At 53.7% G+C, this 19,346-nt stretch carries 18 protein-coding genes; 17 read left to right on the top strand and 1 reads right to left on the bottom strand.

Annotation, left to right across the window (positions count from 1 at the left end):
- Window positions 1-66: 66 nt before the first annotated feature.
- The 17 genes from ABDW36_RS21140 (at window position 67) to ABDW36_RS21220 (ending at window position 17,818) form a co-directional block, all read left to right on the top strand.
- Window positions 67-2,472, top strand: a complete 2,406-nt coding sequence (locus ABDW36_RS21140; RefSeq protein ID WP_343703917.1) for a prolyl oligopeptidase family serine peptidase — start codon at window positions 67-69, stop codon at window positions 2,470-2,472.
- A 231-nt stretch (window positions 2,473-2,703) separates the two neighbouring features.
- Window positions 2,704-5,613 (top strand): outer membrane beta-barrel protein, encoded by a 2,910-nt coding sequence (locus ABDW36_RS21145; RefSeq protein ID WP_343703918.1) that lies wholly within the window; start codon window positions 2,704-2,706, stop codon window positions 5,611-5,613.
- Between the two features lie 18 nt (window positions 5,614-5,631).
- Window positions 5,632-6,198: an RNA polymerase sigma factor gene (locus ABDW36_RS21150; protein WP_343703919.1), complete on the top strand. Its 567-nt coding sequence runs from the start codon at window positions 5,632-5,634 to the stop codon at window positions 6,196-6,198.
- Between the two features lie 46 nt (window positions 6,199-6,244).
- Window positions 6,245-6,589: a hypothetical protein gene (locus tag ABDW36_RS21155; RefSeq protein ID WP_343703920.1), complete on the top strand. Its 345-nt coding sequence runs from the start codon at window positions 6,245-6,247 to the stop codon at window positions 6,587-6,589.
- Window positions 6,589-7,113 (top strand): periplasmic heavy metal sensor, encoded by a 525-nt coding sequence (locus ABDW36_RS21160; RefSeq protein WP_343703921.1) that lies wholly within the window; start codon window positions 6,589-6,591, stop codon window positions 7,111-7,113. Before ABDW36_RS21155 ends, ABDW36_RS21160 begins: the two co-directional genes overlap by 1 nt.
- Window positions 7,114-7,159: 46 nt before the next feature.
- Entirely contained in the window at window positions 7,160-7,543 is a 384-nt protein-coding gene (locus ABDW36_RS21165) for a hypothetical protein (RefSeq protein ID WP_343703922.1), read from the top strand.
- 116 nt (window positions 7,544-7,659) lie between these two features.
- Complete coding sequence (gene cls, locus ABDW36_RS21170; RefSeq protein ID WP_343703923.1) at window positions 7,660-9,132, top strand: cardiolipin synthase; 1,473 nt, start codon at window positions 7,660-7,662, stop codon at window positions 9,130-9,132.
- Between the two features lie 75 nt (window positions 9,133-9,207).
- Complete coding sequence (locus tag ABDW36_RS21175) at window positions 9,208-9,477, top strand: metalloregulator ArsR/SmtB family transcription factor (protein ID WP_343703924.1); 270 nt, start codon at window positions 9,208-9,210, stop codon at window positions 9,475-9,477.
- Window positions 9,478-9,539: 62 nt separating this feature from the next.
- The gene (locus tag ABDW36_RS21180; protein WP_343703925.1) at window positions 9,540-10,301 is read left to right on the top strand and encodes an SDR family oxidoreductase; all 762 of its coding nucleotides are present in this window, start codon (window positions 9,540-9,542) and stop codon (window positions 10,299-10,301) included.
- Between the two features lie 138 nt (window positions 10,302-10,439).
- Complete coding sequence (locus ABDW36_RS21185) at window positions 10,440-10,913, top strand: acyl-CoA thioesterase (RefSeq protein ID WP_343703926.1); 474 nt, start codon at window positions 10,440-10,442, stop codon at window positions 10,911-10,913.
- A 175-nt stretch (window positions 10,914-11,088) separates the two neighbouring features.
- Window positions 11,089-11,697, top strand: a complete 609-nt coding sequence (locus ABDW36_RS21190) for a TetR/AcrR family transcriptional regulator (RefSeq protein ID WP_343703927.1) — start codon at window positions 11,089-11,091, stop codon at window positions 11,695-11,697.
- Between the two features lie 48 nt (window positions 11,698-11,745).
- The gene (locus ABDW36_RS21195) at window positions 11,746-13,008 is read left to right on the top strand and encodes a TolC family protein (RefSeq protein ID WP_343703928.1); all 1,263 of its coding nucleotides are present in this window, start codon (window positions 11,746-11,748) and stop codon (window positions 13,006-13,008) included.
- An 11-nt stretch (window positions 13,009-13,019) separates the two neighbouring features.
- Entirely contained in the window at window positions 13,020-13,916 is an 897-nt protein-coding gene (locus ABDW36_RS21200; RefSeq protein WP_343703929.1) for an HlyD family efflux transporter periplasmic adaptor subunit, read from the top strand.
- A 7-nt stretch (window positions 13,917-13,923) separates the two neighbouring features.
- Window positions 13,924-14,838: an ABC transporter ATP-binding protein gene (locus tag ABDW36_RS21205; RefSeq protein WP_343703930.1), complete on the top strand. Its 915-nt coding sequence runs from the start codon at window positions 13,924-13,926 to the stop codon at window positions 14,836-14,838.
- Window positions 14,835-15,584, top strand: a complete 750-nt coding sequence (locus ABDW36_RS21210; protein WP_343703931.1) for an ABC transporter ATP-binding protein — start codon at window positions 14,835-14,837, stop codon at window positions 15,582-15,584. Before ABDW36_RS21205 ends, ABDW36_RS21210 begins: the two co-directional genes overlap by 4 nt.
- 9 nt (window positions 15,585-15,593) lie before the next feature.
- A complete protein-coding gene (locus tag ABDW36_RS21215; protein WP_343703932.1) occupies window positions 15,594-16,700 on the top strand; it encodes an ABC transporter permease in 1,107 nt (368 codons plus the stop codon).
- Complete coding sequence (locus ABDW36_RS21220) at window positions 16,700-17,818, top strand: ABC transporter permease (protein ID WP_343703933.1); 1,119 nt, start codon at window positions 16,700-16,702, stop codon at window positions 17,816-17,818. Before ABDW36_RS21215 ends, ABDW36_RS21220 begins: the two co-directional genes overlap by 1 nt.
- A gap of 56 nt (window positions 17,819-17,874) precedes the next feature.
- Here the strand turns inward: ABDW36_RS21220 and ABDW36_RS21225 are convergent, their stop codons facing one another.
- The gene (locus tag ABDW36_RS21225; RefSeq protein WP_343703934.1) at window positions 17,875-19,293 is read right to left on the bottom strand and encodes a PLP-dependent aminotransferase family protein; all 1,419 of its coding nucleotides are present in this window, start codon (window positions 19,291-19,293) and stop codon (window positions 17,875-17,877) included.
- Window positions 19,294-19,346: the final 53 nt, after the last annotated feature.

The raw sequence follows: 19,346 nt of genomic DNA on the forward strand, positions 1-19,346 counted from the left end.
CGGCTGTTTGTTTTATTTTAGCCGGATAATATTGATTTTTACCTGGAATCTAAATCTGTTTCTGCAATGAGAAGATCTGTACTATCCCTTTGCCTGCTGGCAGGGCTTGCGGCCCATGCCCAGGACAATGTGACCTATCAGAGACCGCCCGCTGTGCTGGAAGAGCTGCTGCTGGCCAAACCCACACCCTCCGTCAGCGTAAGCAGGGGCGGGGAGTGGATGATACTGACCGAACGTAATTCTTATGAACCGGTAGAAGAGCTGGCACAGCCGGAGCTGCGCATAGCCGGTCTTCGCCTCAACCCGCGCAATTTCGGGCCCAGCAGGCAAGCCTACGGCGCAGGGCTGCAGCTCAAGAACATCCGCACCGGGGAAGTATTCAGCATCAGCGGCATGCCCGCGGAGCCGCGCATTTCCAGCCTGAGCTGGAACAGCAACGGCCAACGCGCCGCTTTCCTGCATAGTGAAAATGATCGTATAGACCTTTACGTTATAGACATTGCCGGCCGCGCCGCCCGGAAGATCAACACCGCACCGGTGAATGCGGCTATGGGCGCAGCCTATACCTGGGCAGGCAATGATACGCTGCTGTACAAGACCGTGCCCGCCGGCATTGGCGCGCTGCCCGTGCAGCCCGCGGCTCCCCAAGGCCCCGTGGTACAGGAAAGCAAGGGCAGGGCCGCCGCTTCCCGTACGTACCAGGACCTTATCAAAAGCCCGTATGACGAAACCCTGTTTGCTTACATCACCACCTCCCAGCTGGTGCTGAACAACCTGCAAACCGAGCAAAAAATAGGTACGCCTGCCATCTACGCCAGCATGTCCGTTTCGCCGGATAAACAATACCTCTTGCTGCGCCGTATAGAAAAGCCCTTCTCTTACCTGGTGCCCGCCTACGGCTTTCCCTCCACCACACTGGTAACAGACCTGAACGGTGGAGAGAAGAAGGTACTGGCCAAAACGCCCTCTTCAGAAGGCGCGCCCATCGGGTTTGATGACGTGATGGACGTACCCCGCGGCTTTAGCTGGAAAGATGATGAAGCGCATACCATCACTTACATCAAGGCGCTAGACGGCGGCCTGGGCCGCAAAAAAGCGCCGTTCCGCGACGGGTTGTACGCCATAGATGCCGTTGCCGCCGGGGAACCGAAAGAGCTGTTCCGCACCCAGCGCCGCTTCAGGCGCGTAATATGGGGCAGCACAAAAGAACTGGCGCTGGTGTATGAATCTATGTTCGCAGACCGGCGGGAACGTATCAGCACATTCAACAGCGTAACGGGCCGGCTGGATTCCCTTTTCGAAAAAAGCAGCAACGACGCTTACAGCGATATTGGTACCCCCTTCACCGTATACAACCAGTACAACGAGCGCGTACTGTTCGTAAGGAAGAACGGGGAGCTGCTGCTCAACTCAGACGGCGCTTCCCCGGAGGGAGACATGCCCTTTGTACAAAGCTATAACCTGAAAACCCGCAAAGGCACTGTGCTCTGGCGTTGCCAGGCGCCTTACTATGAGCGGGTGATAGAGGCCCTTGACCCCGAGAAGCTCATCATGCTCACCCTGCGTGAAAGCGTTACAGACGTGCCCAACTACTACATCCGGGACCTGCGCAAGCGCTCCGCCACCGGCACGCCCATCACGGACTTTGCCAATCCCTACAAAGCCATGGAAGGGGTGAGCAAACAAAAAATATCCTACAAAAGGGCAGACGGGCTAAACCTCACCGGCAACCTTTACCTGCCCAAAGGCTATGATGCCAAAAAAGACGGCCCGCTGCCCGTGTTCATCTGGGCTTACCCGCGTGAATACAAATCTGCCGCAGATGCCGCCCAGGTGCGCGGCTCCAGGTACACGTTCACCCGTGTAGGGTATGGCGGCCCGCTGTTCTGGGTTACCCAGGGCTACGCTATTCTTGACAATGCGGAAATGCCCATTGTAGGAGAGGGCAATAAAGAGCCGAACGATAATTTCATTCCCCAGTTATACCTCAATGCCCACGCCGCCATTCAGGCACTGGCTAAAATGGGCGTGGGAGACAGCACTCGCGTAGCCGTAGGCGGCCATAGCTACGGCGCTTTCATGACCGCTAACCTCCTCGCACATACGAAGCTGTTCAAGGCCGGCATTGCCCGCAGCGGCGCCTATAACCGCACGCTTACGCCCTTCGGTTTCCAGGCGGAAGAACGTACCTACTGGCAGGCCCCGGAGGTGTATTACAACATGAGCCCCTTCAGCTTTGCAGACAAGATCAAAACGCCGCTGCTGCTGATACACGGGGAGATGGACAATAATTCCGGTACCTTCCCCATCCAGAGCGAGCGGCTGTACAACGCCATCAAAGGACATGGCGGTACGGTGCGCTTTGTGCAACTGCCGTTCGAGAGCCATGGGTACACCGCCAGGGAAAACCTGCTGCATATGCTGTGGGAGCAAACGCAATGGCTGAACACCTATGTGAGAGACGCCAAGTAAGTGATAAGCCGCACATCAGCAGTGATCAAAATTATCAAGATAAAGGGCTGGCCGTTGTGAACGGCCGGCCCTTGTTGTTGGTACCGGCGCCGGCTTTTTGTTTCCCGGCTCCGCTTATCACTGCCTTTTTCCGGTCAACACCCGTCCTCCCGCCGTTAACAATTTTTTGCCCCGGCCGCCGAATGGTTCCCGTCAAAACATCGTCCAACCAATCAGACTAACCAACGTAATATGCGGCATGCACTGATTTTTACAATTTTATTGCTGACCTGCGCACATGGGTTGTTTGCGCAGGAACTGGTACTGAAAGGAGTGTTGAGGGATAAGGGGGATAGTACCGTTTTGAGAAACGCAACCGTAAGGCTGAGCTCCCCGGAAGATGCCGCATTCAAAAAACAGGCTATCACCAACGCTTCAGGCGCTTTTGAACTGACAGGTCTTGCCCAGAAGCCTTATATTCTTACCATCAGCTTTGTAGGGTACGGAGAACTGACCCGCGCCATTATGCTGCAGGCGGAAACGCAAGACCTGGGCACTATTTACATGCCCAAATCCTCCCGCGAGCTGAAGGAAGTAGTGATCAAAGGCCAGGTGCCGCCCTCCCAGCAAAAAGGAGACACCCTGCAGTACAATGCAGATGCTTATAAGGTAAACCCTGACGCCAGCGGGGAAGACCTGGTGAAAAAGATGCCCGGCATTACCGTAGAGAACGGTACGGTGAAAGCGGGCGGCGAAGATGTAAAGAAAATTACGGTAGACGGCAAGGAGTTTTTCGGGGATGATGCTACGCTGGCCCTGCGCAACCTGCCCGCGGAAGTGATTTCCAAAATTGAGGTGTTTGACAGGATGAGTGACCAGGCGCGCTTTACCGGTTTTGACGACGGTAACTCTGTAAAGGCCATTAACATTGTGACCCGCGCGGAGATGCGGCAGGGGCAGTTCGGCAGGATATATGCCGGCTATGGTACAGACGGGCGTTATTCCGCCGGCGGCAACGTGAACCTCTTCAAAGACGATAAACGCATTTCCATCATTGGCCTGGCCAACAACGTGAACCAGCAGAACTTCTCCAGCCAGGACCTGCTGGGCGTACAGAATGCCGGTAGCGGTGGCCGTGGCGGCGGGCGTGGCGGAAGAGGCGGCGGTGGCCGCGGCGGCGGCGGCTTCAGTGGCGGGGGCAACAACTTCATGGTAGGCCAGCAGAACGGGCTGAACACCACCAATTCTTTCGGCATCAACTTTAACGATAACTGGGGCAAAAAAGTGACCTTCAGCGGCAGTTATTTCTTCAATAACGCCACCCAGCGCAATTCCGAAATATCACGCGTGCAAACGGCTATAGATTCCATTACCCAGCGGATAGAGAACGATACGGCCACCAGCGGCAGCACCAACTACAACCACCGCATCAATGCACGGGTGGAATACAACATAGATTCCAACAATACCATCATATTCACGCCCAGCATCAGCTTCCAGAAGAACAGCGGGTTTTCCAACTCCTTTGGCAACACGCTCACCAACGAAGACCTGATGAGCACCAACGCTGCCAACAGCGACAGGGTCAATTCAGGCTACAACCTGAACGGCAACCTGCTCTACCGCCACGCCTTTGCCAAACGCGGGCGCACCATCAGCGTGGGCCTGGGCCTGAGCACTAATGACCGTACCGGGGAAACCTTTACCAACAGTGACCTTAACTACATTGTAGGGAAAGGTATTGACGACTCCCTGCGCCAGCGCGTAAGGCCCCTTTCCAACGGCCAGTCTTTCAACGTGAACGTGTCTTATACGGAGCCTGTAGGCAAGTCAGGCCAGCTGCAGGTGAGCTATAACCCCTCGTGGTCAAAGAACAGCTCTGACCGCAAGGCGTATGAATATGACTATGACGGGAAAGACTACACCATACTCGACCCTTCGCAGTCCAACCTCTTCAGCAACAAATACAACACACAGGCCGCAGGGCTTACTTACCGCCTGGGCAACCGTGACAAGATGCTGTCTGTAGGCGTCAACTACCAGTACGCGGAAATGGAGACGAAGCGGGAGTACCCTACCGTGTTTGCCGGTAAGCAAAGCTTCCAGAACATATTGCCCAATGCCATGCTGATGTACAAGCTGTCTGACTACAGCCGCCTCCGCATCTTCTACCGGTCATCCACTAACCAGCCGTCTATAGACCAGCTGCAGGATGTATACATCTATTCCGGCCTTACCAACGTAAGGATCGGTAACCCCAACCTGCGGCAGCAGTTCGGGCACATGGTGGCCGGCCGGTATAACTACACCAACACGGCCAACGGGAATAACTTCTTTGCCAATGTGTTCGTTCAAACCAACCAGGACTATATTGCCAACGGCATCTACACCAGCGCGCGTGACTCCCTGCTGACGGCTACAGACACCCTGAAGGCAGGCGGCCGCCTTACCAAGGCCATGAACATGGACGGGTATTTCAGTGCGCGGTCTTTCTTTACTTATGGGGTACCGCTGAAGTTCATCAAATCCAACTTCAACATGAACGCAGGCCTGGGCTACGTGCGTACGCCCGGTGTGTCTAACTATGTGGAAGGGTTCTCCCATAACTACAACTACAGCCTGGGCGCGGTGGTAAGCAGCAACATCAGCGAGTATGTTGACTTCACCGTGTCTTACAACGCCAATTTCAATGTGCTCAAAAATACCATAGACCCCCGTAACAATGCCAACTATTCCACCCACAATGCCGCCGCCAGCGTAAACCTGCTGAGCAAGAACGGCTGGGTGGTGCAAAATGAGGTGAACCACACCTTTACCAAAGGCCTGGGCGACGGTTTTGACCAGCGTTTCTGGCTCTGGAACGCCGCCGTGGGCAAAAAGTTCCTCAAAAACCAGCGCGGTGAGCTGCGGCTGTCTGTATTTGACCTGCTGAAGCAGAACCGGAGCGTAAGCCGTACCATGAACGGGCTGGAGATCATTGATGAGCAGAACCAGGTGCTCACACAGTATTTTATGCTTACATTTACTTACAGGTTAAGGAACTTTGGCAAGCTCAAAATGCCGGAGCGGGAGCAAAGAGGTGAGTTCCGCGAGCGGTATGACCGTGGAGACCGCGGTGACGGGCCGCCTCCCGGTATGATGCAGCGCAACAGATCGTTTTAACACCATACACAGAGCGCATTGACGGACATCATAGCACAATTAAAGCAGGGGAACGAGGCCGCCTTTAAAGATCTGGTGGCCCGTTGGCAGGGCATGGTTTACAACACTGCCCTTGGCATCCTGCAAAATGCCGCCGATGCCGAAGATGTAGCCCAGGAAGTGTTTATGCAGGTGTTTGAGTCTGTTGGCAGCTTCAAGGGGGAATCACAGATATCTACCTGGCTGTACCGCATTACGGTTACCAAGTGCCTGGACCATTTGCGGAAAAAAACACGCAAAAAGCGCTGGGGCAAGGTGTACAGTCTCTTCGGCCAGCAGAACGAGCTGCTGATAGACCCGCCGGACTTTCATCACCCGGGCGTGCAGCTGGCAGACAAGGAAAGGGCCGCCCTGCTCTTCAGGGCCATTGCCAGCCTGCCGGAAAGCCAGAAAGTGGCCTTTGTGCTGCAAAAGCTGGAAGGCCTCAGCAGCCGGCAGATAGGGGAGGCCATGGATGCCAGCGTGTCTGCGGTAGAGGGTTTGCTGCACCGCGCCAAGCAGAACCTGCGGGAGCAACTGGAAGATTATTACAGAAATGAAGATTAAGTGCAAGTTTTCAGCATAATTATCGTCTAATTTAAATACAGCGAATATGAAGCAGAGACGAGACATACAACAGGAAACAGAACAGACCATGCGCAGCCTTGACGGGGTGCAGCGTGCAGAACCGGCGCCTTATTTCTATACCCGGCTCATGGCACGTATGCAGCAGGCCAGGCCCGCAGATGCCTGGGACCGTCTTATTGCGCTGATCACCAGGCCTTCAGTGGCTATTACCGCGGTGGTGCTGATACTGGCAGCCAACGGGTTCATGTTTGTATCTAAACTCAAAACCACTGCGGAGCTGGTAGAAACCACCGCCCTGCAGCAGGCCTTTGCCGATGAGTACCAGTTGGGCATCACCACTTTTTACGAATATGATAAAACAGAGCCATAATGAAGGAAACATTTGCGAGGAATAAGGTACTGAGTTTACTGGTACTGGTACTGTTACTCACCAATATTCTGCTGCTGGTGTTCTTTGTTTGGGCAAAGCCGGAACCGCCCCACCCCGGTGGCAATGGCGCCAAGAGTGACAGGGGAGGAGTAACCCAGATACTGGAAAAGGAAGTAGGCTTTAACGCAGAGCAGATGGAACAGTACAAAAAGCTGAAAGACCAGCATTGGGATAAAATGAAGCCTTATTTCGGGGAGCTGCGCAACGCCCGGAATAATTTTTACAAACTGCTGAACCAGGCCAGCGTGCCGGATTCAGTGATCAACAGCGCCGCAGACTCCATTGCCGCCAAACAGAAGCAGATGGACCTGCAAACATTCCGTCACTTTCAACAGGTGAAAGCCATCTGCACCCCTGAACAGCAGGCCCGGTTTGACACACTGGTGCAGCAGGTTATCAAACGCATGGGCGGCGGCCCGCGCAGAAGCCAGCCGAAAGAAGACAGTACCCGTCACGGATCATGAGCATTAATATAAATTTCCTTAACAGCACCCACTAACAACGAAAAACATGAAAAAGCTCCTATTATTGCTGGCTTTCGGGCTGGCCGTAAACTTCAGTGCCCAGGCCCAGCAGGGTGGCCAGCGCCGCAGTGTGGAAGAACGCGTGAAAATGACGCTGGACCGTATGAAGGAAACCCTCCAGATAACGCCGGAACAAACGGTGAAGCTGGACTCTGTGTTCACCAAATCATTCAAAGACATGGAGAAAGCGCGTGAAGGCGCCAGAAGCTCCGGCAACCGCATGGACCGTGATGCGTTCATGAAATTTGCCAATGAAAGGGACGAAAAGATCAAATCCATTCTCACGGAAGAGCAGTACAAGAAGTACAAAGCCGCCGAAGAAGAAAGGCGCCAGCGCATGGGCAACCGTGGCGGCGGCGGGAATAACTAGGCAACCCGCAAGGAAAGTAATGGCCGTATCATACCGCAAAATAACCCGGAAGAATGCACGCGGTATGGTACGGCTTTTTTATGCCGTGTAAAGAAATCCGTATTATTGTACACGGTATGCTGCAATTCCTCAAAGACCACTGGCAATCCATCGGCATTATTATTCTCTACGGCCTTACGGCGCTGGTAGCCGTTAAAGCCCTTATGGAAACCCGTACCACGGGTAAAACCCTGGCTTACCTGCTGCTGCTTTTTTTTATTCCCGGCCTGGGCGTGGTGATCTACCTGCTCATTGGCGTAAACCGCCGTGTAAACCGTATCTACAGCCGCAAATGGATGAGCAACGTGCGCCTCAGCGAGCGGCTTAAAGACTATCTGCGCAAGGAGAACAGGGATACACTGCTGGAACACTCCGCCCTGGTAGACAACAAGGGCGGCATTGCCCGTCTGCTTTTCCGGGATACGCTGTCTCCCATCACGGCAGACAATGAAACGGAAGTGCTCATTAACGGAGAAGAGAAGTTTCCCGCCCTGCTCAGCGCCCTGCGCAGCGCCCAGCATCACATCCACCTGGAGTACTACATTTTTGAGGAAGATATCATTGGCCGCGAGGTAATGGACATCCTGACGCAGAAGGCCAGGGAAGGCGTGGAGGTACGGTTCATTTATGACGATTTTGGCAGCAGTGATATTAACCGCCGCTTCCTCCGGGAAATGAGGGCCGCCGGCATCGAAGTGTACCCTTTCTACAAGATCAGGCTGCTGGCCAACCGCCTCAACTATCGCAATCACCGTAAAATAGTGGTGATAGACGGGCATACCGGCTTCATAGGCGGTATCAATATTGCAGACCGCTATATCAATGACCCCCGGTACCGCCAGGCTCACCAGCACTGGCCCTTCTGGAGAGATACACACCTCCGTATCAAAGGCCAGGGCGTGCATACGCTGCAGTTCCTGTTTATGGGAGACTGGAACTTTTGTGCGGAAACAGACCTGCCCATTACGCAGGAGTTTTTCCCGGACATTGAGACCAAGGGAGATGACCTGGTGCAGATTGCCGCCAGCGGCCCCGATTCAGAGCGCTCTTCCATTATGCTCTCCTTTCTGGCCGCCATTAATCAGGCGGAGCGTTCCGTCTACATTACCACCCCGTATTTCATTCCCAACGAAGCCATTTACAATGCCCTGCAGCAGGCCGCCCTCTCTGGTGTAGACGTGCGCCTGCTGGTGCCCGGTGAAAGTGACAGCCGCCTGGTGAACAAGGCCGCGGAGTCTTTTTATGAAGACCTGCTGGCCTGCGGTGTGCGCATTTTCCGGTACAACAAGGGTTTTGTACATGCCAAAACCATGGTGGTAGATGATAACCTGTCTGTAGTAGGCACGGCAAATATGGATATCCGCAGTTTTGACTTTAACTTTGAGGTAAATGCTTTTGTGTACAGCCGGGAGATCAACTGGAAGCTCACGGAAGTATTTTTGCAGGATGCTCTTTACAGCAATGAGCTGATGCTGGACGGCTGGCGTGACCGCGGCCGCTGGGCGAGGCTGGGGGAGGCGGTGGTGCGGCTGATTTCCCCCCTGCTGTGACAGTGCCCAGGTTGGCGGAGAAAAAAAATAAATCGATAGATTTCGATATTTCAAAAAACTACCTATATTTGCATCATGGACGCAGCGATGATTGAGAAAGCAGCGAACGCTCTGGCAGACAAGAACCGGATGGCTATACTCATGAAGATAGCACGGCAGGAGTGTCTTTGCTGCGGTGAGATTAAGGATTTTACCTGTCTTTCGCAACCTACCGTATCCCATCACATCAAGATACTGGTAGATAGCGGGGTGCTCATCAGCACCAAGGAGGGCCGGAATGTGACGTTGACCATCAACAGGGAAATGATGAAACACCTTTCCATGTTCTTTTTACAGCTCAGCTGATTTTTTTTGGCCAAATACATCGAAGTTTTTAAATAAATCGATATAAATTAACACACACTTTTATGAGCACCTTACAGAATAAAGTGGCCGTTATCACAGGCGGCAACAGTGGAATAGGGTACGCTACGGCAGAAGAGTTCATAGCCAGGGGGGCAAAGGTGGTGATTACGGGGCGCAACCGCACTGCTGTTGAAGCGGCTGCAGCCACGCTGGGCAACGGTACTTTGGGTATTACCGCTAACCAGGCCAGTCTCACCGATGCCGCACAGCTCACAGAACAGGTAAAAACCACCTATGGCAAGGTTGACGTGCTGTTCGTCAACGCCGGTATAGGAGCGTTTGTACCCGTAGATCAGGTTACGGAAGCGCAATTTGACGAAACGATGAACATAAATTTCAAGGGCGCCTTTTTCACTGTACAGAAATTTCTGCCCTTGCTGAACGATGGCGCTTCCATCGTACTGTTATCTTCCGTGAATGCCTTTACGGGCATGCCGGGGTCTTCAGTATACTCTGCCAGTAAAGCCGCGCTGAATTCCCTTGGCCGAACGTTAAGTCGCGAACTGGCCTCCCGTAACATCCGCGTAAACGTGGTGAACCCGGGACCCATCGTAACACCCATACTGGCCAAAGCCGGTATGGACGACGACAGCATAGCAGCGTTCCACAAAAAATTTGCAGAAAGGATACCGCTTAACCGCCCCGGGCAATCGGCAGAAGTGGCCAAACTGGTGGCCTTCCTGGCCTCCTCGGACGCTTCTTTCATTACCGGCGCAGAATACAATATTGATGGTGGGCTCACCATCCATGAACTGGTAGGATAAAAATCGGAAGACTGCATACTTTCATAGTCCGTTGATTGACCCTGATGCGTTTAAAAACAAATTGACACTAGCAAGGCCGGGCAGTTTCGCACTGGTCCCGGCTTTTTCTTTACATTCGAAGCATTAAAACCATGCGATATGATCAAAGAACCGGAAAGCCTTTACATTATCCGTTTTAATGACTGCGATCCGTTCAGCCATCTGAACAATGCTGCCTACATCAACTATTTTATGAATGCCCGTGAAGACCACCTGGCAGACGCTTACGGCATTCAGCTGAAGAGCTACGCGGCCAAAGGGTTTGGCTGGGTAGTGACCCAGCACCAGATAGCCTATCTTAAACCGGCGCTGGTAGCGGAGCGGGTGTGTATCTTTTCCCGCGTGCTGGATTTTACGGACAGCCAGATAAGGGTGGAAATGTGGATGACGGACGAAGAAAAGAAAAAAGTGAAATCCGTGCTCTGGTCTACTTTCACCCATATAGACCTGAAAACCGGCCGCCGCGCGGTACATGATGCGGGCATGATGGAGCTGCTGGGCCAGATTGCGGCAGACCAGCTGCCGGCAGATACCTTTGAGCAGCGGGTAACCGCCATGCGGCAACCGGCCTGAAGCATCCTTTGTTAAACACCTCATAAAGAATATTGAACCGAATAAGTAAACAGTTGTAGGAAAACAGCCGCCGGGGTAATCGTACCCCGGCTTTTTTATTTTTTATTTGGCCCGTTCAATTATTTTAATATCTTTGTCAGGAGTTTAACCAAATGGTTAAATAAGAGAGTTAACGATGCAGACATTAAATACCACGGAGCAACAGATCATAGAAGCAGCCAGGAAAATATTCATGCACAGGGGCCTGGCCGGCGCCAGGATGCAGGATATTGCGGACGAAGCGGGTATCAACAAGGCCATGCTGCATTATTACTACCGCAGCAAGGAAAAGCTGTTTGAAATAGTGTTCTGGGAGGCTATAGATCAGCTGCTGGTGAGGGTGAACGCCGTATTGGCGGAAAAAATGCCGGTGCAGGACAAAATAGGTGCGGCCGTGAGCCATTACATCACCACACTGAGTGACAATCCGTACCTGCCGTTGTTTGTGCTGAATGAAATTCAGCAAAACCCGGAGCGTATTGTACAACGGTTTTTGCATGCGCCCCTTTTTCCCAACGTACAGGTATTTATCAAGGAAATAGCGGCGGCCATGGAGCAGGGCGTTTTCAGAAAGGTGAATCCCGGCCAGCTGATGATCAGCATTATTTCCATGTGTATATTCCCGTTTGTGGCCAAACCTTTGCTGCAGGCGGCTTTTACAGTAAATGATGTACAGTTCGGCATGATGATGGAAGAGCGGAAGAAGTTTGTGACGGATTTTGTGATGCACGCATTACGGCCCTGATTTTTTTTGTGATGGAATTAACCAAATAGTTAAATAAAAGAGTTAATTATGAAATTCTTTCCCCTGCTGCTTTTGGGGCTGCTGGCCACAGGCCGGTTACACGCCCAGGAGCAGCGCCTCACACTGGATTCCGCCTGGCATTACGCGCGGGAGTATTACCCCATGCTCAAACAGAAACAGGTGGTAGACGAGGTAACAGCCCTGCAGCTACGTAACATCAAAACCGGTTACCTGCCGCAGGTAGAGCTGGGCGGCAAGGCCACTTACCAGTCAGACGTAGTGAGCATCCCCATTAAACTACCCAATGTGAACATCCCCACTATTCCCAGAGACCAGTACAATGTTGAGCTGATGGTGAAACAAACCATCTGGGACGGCGGCGTCACCGCAGGGCAGCGGGAGCTGCAGCTGGCACAACAGAAAACCGAGCAGCAAAGGGTGGAGGTGGAAATGCACAAGCTGCGCCAGCAGGTAATGCAGGTCTATTTTAACGCACTGCTGTGGGAAGAGAACCTGGCCGCCAGGCAGCAGATGCAGGCCGAGGTAAAGCAGCGGATGGAACGGCTGCAGGCCGGGGTAGACAACGGCACGGTGCTGGCCAGCCAGGTAGACATACTGAAGGCGGAGCTGCTGAAAACGGAGCAGCAGGTATATGAGGCCCAAACAGGCAAACGCGCCGCCATTCAGGTACTGGCCTTGCTCACGGGGAAAGATATAGGGGAAGATGTGCAGCTGCAATTACCCGCCGCTCAACCTGAGCAAAGCGGAGAGCTGCAACGCCCTGAGCTGCAGCTGTACCGCTACCAGGCAGACGTACTGCAGCAGCAGGGCCGCCTCACCGGCACGCGCAGCATGCCCAGGCTGAGCGCCTTTGCCACCGGCGGTTATGGCCGGCCGGGTCTTAATATGCTTGACAACAAGTTCGACTTCTACTACATAGGCGGCCTGCGCCTCAACTGGACGCTCTGGAACTGGCGCTACAACCGCACGGAGAAAGCCATTCTCCAGCAGCAGGAGCGTACCGTGGCCGCGCAGTCTGAAACCTTTTCCCTGCAAACGCGTTCGCAATTGCTGCAGCAGTCTGCCGAGATCAGCAACCTGTCCGCCGCGCTGGAAAAAGACAAGGAAATTGTTTCCCTGCGCAAAAGCGTGCGCACGGTATCTGCCGCGCAGCTGGACAACGGGGTGATGACGGTACATGACTATCTTACCGACCTGCACGCAGAAACGCAGGCGGTGATAGCGGAGAAAACGCACCACATACAATGGGTCTACGCCACATTGAATTACCAGGTTATTAAAGGCAATTAAAACATACACTGATGAAAACAACGGTAACGGCCATATCAATACTAACGCTCTTAACCGCCTGCGGCAACAGGGAAAACGCGGCGGACGCCTACGGGAACTTTGAGTCCACAGAAGTGATCGTGTCTGCGGAGGCCACCGGCCGCCTGCTCACTTTCAGCGTGGAGGAAGGCATGCAGCTGGCCGCCAATGCCCTGGTGGGCGGTATAGACTCCGTGCAGCTCAACCTGCGCAAAGCGCAATTGGGCGCCAATATCAAGGCGGTGCTGAGCAAAAAGCCGGAGGTAAACCCTCAACTGGAAGTGATCCGCCAGCAGATAGCCACCCAGCAGAAAGAAAGGCAGCGCATCCAGAACCTGCTGAAGGCCAACGCCGCCACACCCAAACAACTGGACGATATCAACGCGGCCATTGCCGTGTTGGAAAAACAATATGCCTCCACCGCCTCCACTCTCCATACACAGGTAAGCGGCATCAGCAGTGAAACGCAGCCCCTGCAGCTACAGGTAGAGCAGGTGAAGGAGCAACTGGCCCAAAGCCGCGTTATCAACCCCGTGGCCGGTACCGTGCTCACCAAGTACGTGGAAAAAGGAGAGGTGGTGAACTACGGCAAACCGCTATACAAGATAGCAGACCTCAATACCATGTACCTCCGCGCCTACGTGAGCGGCAGCCAGCTGCCGCGCCTGAAAACCGGCCAGCAGGTAACGGTGCAGACAGACATGCCTGACGGCAGCCTCAAAAACTGGCCGGGTACGGTAAGCTGGATAGCGTCTGAAGCGGAGTTTACGCCCAAAACCATCCAGACAAGGGAGGAAAGGGTACAGCTGGTATACGCCGTAAAAGTGCGCGTACAAAATGACGGCAGCCTCAAAATAGGCATGCCGGGAGAATTAAGGATCACTCAATAATTGCGTTATGCAACCCATTGTGATAGAAAACGTACACAAGAGTTTTGGTGATGTAAAGGCCCTCCACAACATTTCTTTTGCGGTGGAAGAAGGGGAGCTGTTTGGCCTCATCGGGCCGGACGGCGCGGGAAAGTCTACCCTGTTCCGCATACTGGCCACACTGCTGCTGGCAGACAAGGGGAACGCCTTTGTGAACGGCCTGCATGTGGTGAAAGATTACAAGGCCATCCGCCGGCAGGTGGGTTATATGCCGGGGCGCTTCTCCCTCTACCAGGACCTCACCATTGAAGAGAACCTGAATTTCTTCGCCACTATTTTTAAAACCAGTGTGGAAGAGAATTATGATCTCATCAAAGACATCTACGATCAGATAGCGCCCTTCAAAAACCGTCCGGCAGGCAAACTTTCCGGCGGTATGAAACAGAAGCTCGCACTGTGTTGCGCGCTGGTGCACAAACCAGCCGTGCTGTTCCTGGATGAGCCCACCACGGGCGTAGACCCCGTTTCCCGCAAAGAGTTCTGGGAAATGCTGCAGCGCCTGCGGCAGAAAGGCATCCCCATCCTCGTATCCACTCCTTACATGGATGAAGCTATGCTCTGCGACCGGGTTGCGCTGATCCAGAAAGGGGAGATCATGCAGATCAACACGCCCGGCAACATCGTAAAAAGCTACGGCAAAAAGATATGGGCTATGCGGGCAGACAATATGTTCCGTCTCATACAAGACCTGCGGGCCTTTGAAGGAACAGACAGCTGTTTTGCCTTTGGGGAATACCTGCATGTAACGCTGCATGTACCCGTAGCAGCAGCGGAAGCCTACCTGGCCCCGTTGCAGCACGGCAACCTGGTGATCAAACCCGCGCAGCCCGGCATTGAAGATGCTTTCATGCAGCTGATGCAGGAACAAAATGAAACGGTATGAGCAAAGCTATCGTTACCCGCAACCTCACCAAACGTTTTGGCGATTTTATTGCCACCAACGCCATCACTTTTGAAGTGGAGCAGGGGGAAATATTCGGCTTCCTGGGGGCCAACGGCGCCGGGAAAACCACCGCCATGCGCATGCTGTGCGGCTTGTTGAAACCTTCTTCCGGTGAAGCTACAGTAGCCGGCTTCAATATTTTCACACAGGCTGAGCAGGTAAAGCGGCGCATCGGCTATATGAGCCAGAAGTTCTCGCTTTACGAAGATCTGACGGTGAAAGAGAACATCCGCTTCTACGGCGGTATTTATGGCCTGAGCCACCAGCAGATCAAAAGCAAAACGGAAGAGCTGCTGGGAAAGCTGCAGCTGCAAAAGGAGGCGGATCACCTGGTCAGCTCCCTGCCGCTGGGCTGGAAACAAAAATTGTCTTTTTCCATTGCCGTGCTGCACAACCCGTCTATTGTGTTCCTGGATGAGCCTACGGGCGGGGTAGACCCCATTACCCGGCGCCAGTTCTGGGACCTGATCTACGAAGCGGCAGACGGCGGCGTCACCATTTTCGTGACCACGCACTATATGGACGAAGCGGAGTATTGCAACCGCATTTCCATTATGGTAGACGGCAGAATAAAAGCGCTGGACACGCCGGCCCGCCTGAAGGAACAATACCGGGCAGATTCCATGAACGAGGTGTTCCTTCAGCTGGCGCGCGCCAAACCGGCGGAAAACAATTCATCATCTTAACTGACCATCATGCGGGAGTTCTTCGTTTTTGTCCGAAAGGAATGTTATCATATTTTCCGTGACAGGCGCACCCTGCTCATCCTCTTCGGCATGCCCGTAGTGCTGATTGTGCTGTTCGGCTTTGCCATCACGAATGAGGTGCGCAATGTGAAAATAGCGGTGCTTGACCAGGCGCAGGATGCCTATAGCCGGCAGCTCACAGACCGCATCACCGCATCTGGGTATTTCACGGTAGACCGGTACCTGCATGCGGAGCAAGATATTGAGCCCGTTTTCAGGAAAGGGGAGGTGAAAATGGTGATGGTAGTACCGCCCAATTTCGGCCATAAATTTTACCACGGCCGCAAAGCGCCGCTGCAGCTGCTTACAGACGCATCAGATCCCAACACCGGCACCACGCTGGTGAATTACGCCAACGCCATCATTCTCCGGTACCAGCAGGAAATGACGGGGAAGATCACTTTGCCGCTCACCATTCAGCCGGAGGCCCGCATGATCTACAACCCCTCGCTGAAAAGCGTGTTCCTGTTCGTTCCCGGAGTAATGACGCTGATACTCATGCTGGTCTGCGCCATGATGACCTCTATCACCATCACCCGGGAAAAAGAGCTGGGCACCATGGAAATACTGCTGGTTTCTCCGCTGAAACCCGTTACCATCATAGCGGGCAAGGTGATACCCTACATCGCCCTTTCTTTCATTATTGCTCTTACCATATTGGCTATGGGTTTCTGGATATTCGGCATGCCCATCAGGGGCAGCCTGCTATTGTTGCTGCTGGAGTGTTTGCTGTTTTGCCTGGCCGCGCTTTCACTGGGCATCCTCATATCCAGCCTGACCAATTCCCAGCAAACGGCCATGATGATCTCCATGATGGGCCTGCTGCTGCCTACCATACTGCTTTCCGGCTTTGTGTTCCCGCTGGAGAGTATGCCGAAGCCGCTGCAGATATTCGCCAATATTGTTCCGGCCAAGTGGTTCATCATTATTTTGAAAGATGTGATGCTCAAAGGCGCCGGCCTGCGCCAGGTATGGCAGCCCACGCTCATCCTGGGCGGCATGACGCTGTTCTTCCTGCTGGTGAGCGTTCGCAAATTTAAAACCCGCTTAAGCTGATGCGTACCATCTTCTTCATATTGCAAAAAGAGTTCCTGCAGGTGTTCCGCAACCGCTCCATGCTGCCCATCATTTTTGTGGTGCCCGTGGTGCAGCTGCTGGTGCTGGCCTTTGCCGCCAATTACGAGATCAGGAACCTCTCTGTAGACGTGGTGGATTACGACGGTTCCACCTGGAGCCGCCAGCTGCGTGACAAGCTGCTTTCTTCCGGTTATTTCACCCTGCACCGCCAGTCTTACAGCCACAAGGAAGCGTTTGAAGACCTGGAGGCCAACCGGGCAGACCTTGTGCTCACTATTCCCGCACATTTTGAGCGGGACCTGGTGCGGGAAAATGAGGCTAAAGTGCAGCTGCTCGTAAACGCCATCAACGGCAGCAAGGCCGGCCTGGCCTATGGCTACGCCGCCAGCATTATTGGCCAGTTCAACCGGCAGGTGCGCATGGACTGGCTGGCGCTGGATGAAGACGATGGTCCGGAGCATATAGACGTTACCTACCGCTACTGGTACAACCCCACGCTTAACTACAAGTTTTTTATGGTGCCTGGTATACTGGTGGTGCTGGTTACCCTTATAGGCGCATTTTTATCCGGGATGAACATTGTGAAGGAAAAGGAAATTGGTACCATTGAGCAGCTGAACGTAACCCCCATCCGCAAGCATCATTTTATAATCGGCAAGCTATTGCCCTTCTGGATCATAGCCTTGTTTGAACTGGCCTTTGGCCTGACGGTGGGCAAGCTGGTGTTCAGCCTGCCCTTTGAAGGCAATATTGCCTGGGTGTTCCTTTTTGCGGCCGTGTACCTGCTGGTGATGCTGGGGCTGGGCCTGCTGATTTCCACCTTTACGGAAACGCAGCAGCAGAGCATGTTCATCACCTGGTTTTTCCTGATCATTTTTATCCTGATGAGCGGGCTGTTCACGCCCATAGAAAGCATGCCCGCATGGGCGCAAAAGCTTACGCTCATTAACCCCGTAGCTTATTTTGTAAAGGTGATCCGCATGGTGATGCAGAAGGGGAGCGGCTGGGCGGACATACAACATTATTTCGGCATCATGCTGCTGATGGCCGCCGTGGTCAATGGTGTGGCCGTATGGAACTACCGTAAAACGGTTTAGTAAACAGTTGTAGGAAAACGGACGGCCGGGGCATTTTTGCCCTGGCCTTCTTTTTCTCACCGCAGCGCCTGGTGTACCAGCTTCCCGATGGTTTTTAACCCGTCATCCACCTGTTTGCTCCAGGGGTTGGCAAAGCTGATGCGAAGGCAGTTATTATACCTGTCCTGCAGGGAGAAGATGCGCCCGGGCGCAAAGCTGATCTTGCGTTTCATGGCCTGCTCGTACAGCTCAATGGTGTTCACCTGCTGGTTCAGCTCCAGCCACAGCACATAGCCGCCCTGCGGGCGGGTTACACAGGTGTCTTCCGGAAAGTAGTCTGCTATGGCCTGCTGGTAGCGGAGGCATTGGGTGTGCAGCAGCGTGCGGATGTTGCGCAGGTGGTGCTCATAACGGCCGTTTTCTAAAAAGTGGCCAATGGCCGCCTGCGGCAGCGTAGCGCTGGAAACGGAGTGGTTCAGCTTGAGGCGGAGCACCTTGTCTTTGTACTTGCCCGGCATGATCCAGCCTACGCGGTAGCCCGGCGCCAGGGATTTGGAGAAGGAGTTGCAGTAAAGCACGTTGCCGGTGCGGTCATACTGTTTGCAGCTGCTGGGGCGGGTTTTGCCGAAATAGGTATCCCCGTAAATATCGTCCTCTATCAGCGGAATGTCGTATTTGTTCATGAGGCGCACCAGCTCCCGTTTGTTTTTGTCTGGCATGCAGGAGCCGATGGGGTTGTTGAAGTTGGTAACAAATACGCAAGCCTTTATTTTGAACTTGGGAATAGCTTTGTCAAGGTACTCCAGGTCTACGCCGCATACCGGGTTGGTAGGCACTTCCAGCACCTTCAGGCCCAGGCTTTCCGCCAGCTGGAAGGTGCCGCAATAGGCCGGGCTTTCCAGCGCAATGACGTCTCCCGGCTGCGTGGTGGCCGAGAGGCAGAGCGTTAAAGCGTCCATACAGCCTGTTGTGGTCACGATATCATCCTCTGTAATAGTACCGCCCCATTGCAGGCTGAGGCGGGCAATTTGCCGCCTTAAATTCACGTTGCCCTGCAGGTTCTCGTAACTGGTGCCGTTGGCGGGCAGGCTGCGCATGGCCTGTATAAGCGATTTGCTCAGTTTGGCGGCGGGCAGCTGGCTCTCATGCGGCGCGGCTACGGAAAAACGCAGCACGTCGTCAGGCGAAAGGTGGTAGAACACTTCGGTGATCATGTCACTCACGTTCACTTCCGTGGCCTTTTTTACCGGCCGGCTGATCTTGGGCATTTCCGGCAGGCGGCGCGGGGAAAAACGCACGTAATAGCCCGATTTGGGCCGCGGTTCAATGTAGCCCTTGCTTTCCAGGTGATAATACGCCTGGAAAACAGTGCTCATGCTGATGCCCTGCTCCTTGCTGAGGGAGCGTACAGAAGGCAGTTTGTCGCCAATACGGATGACCTCTTTTTCGATCATCGTTTGTATACGTTCCGCCACCTGCAGGTATAAATGGTCCATAACGCCAATTTTGTACTGATATGGTCAAAATTACGGAAATGATATCTGTTTGG

It is taken from the genome of Chitinophaga sp., assembly GCF_039596455.1.
GTDB lineage: Bacteria > Bacteroidota > Bacteroidia > Chitinophagales > Chitinophagaceae > Chitinophaga.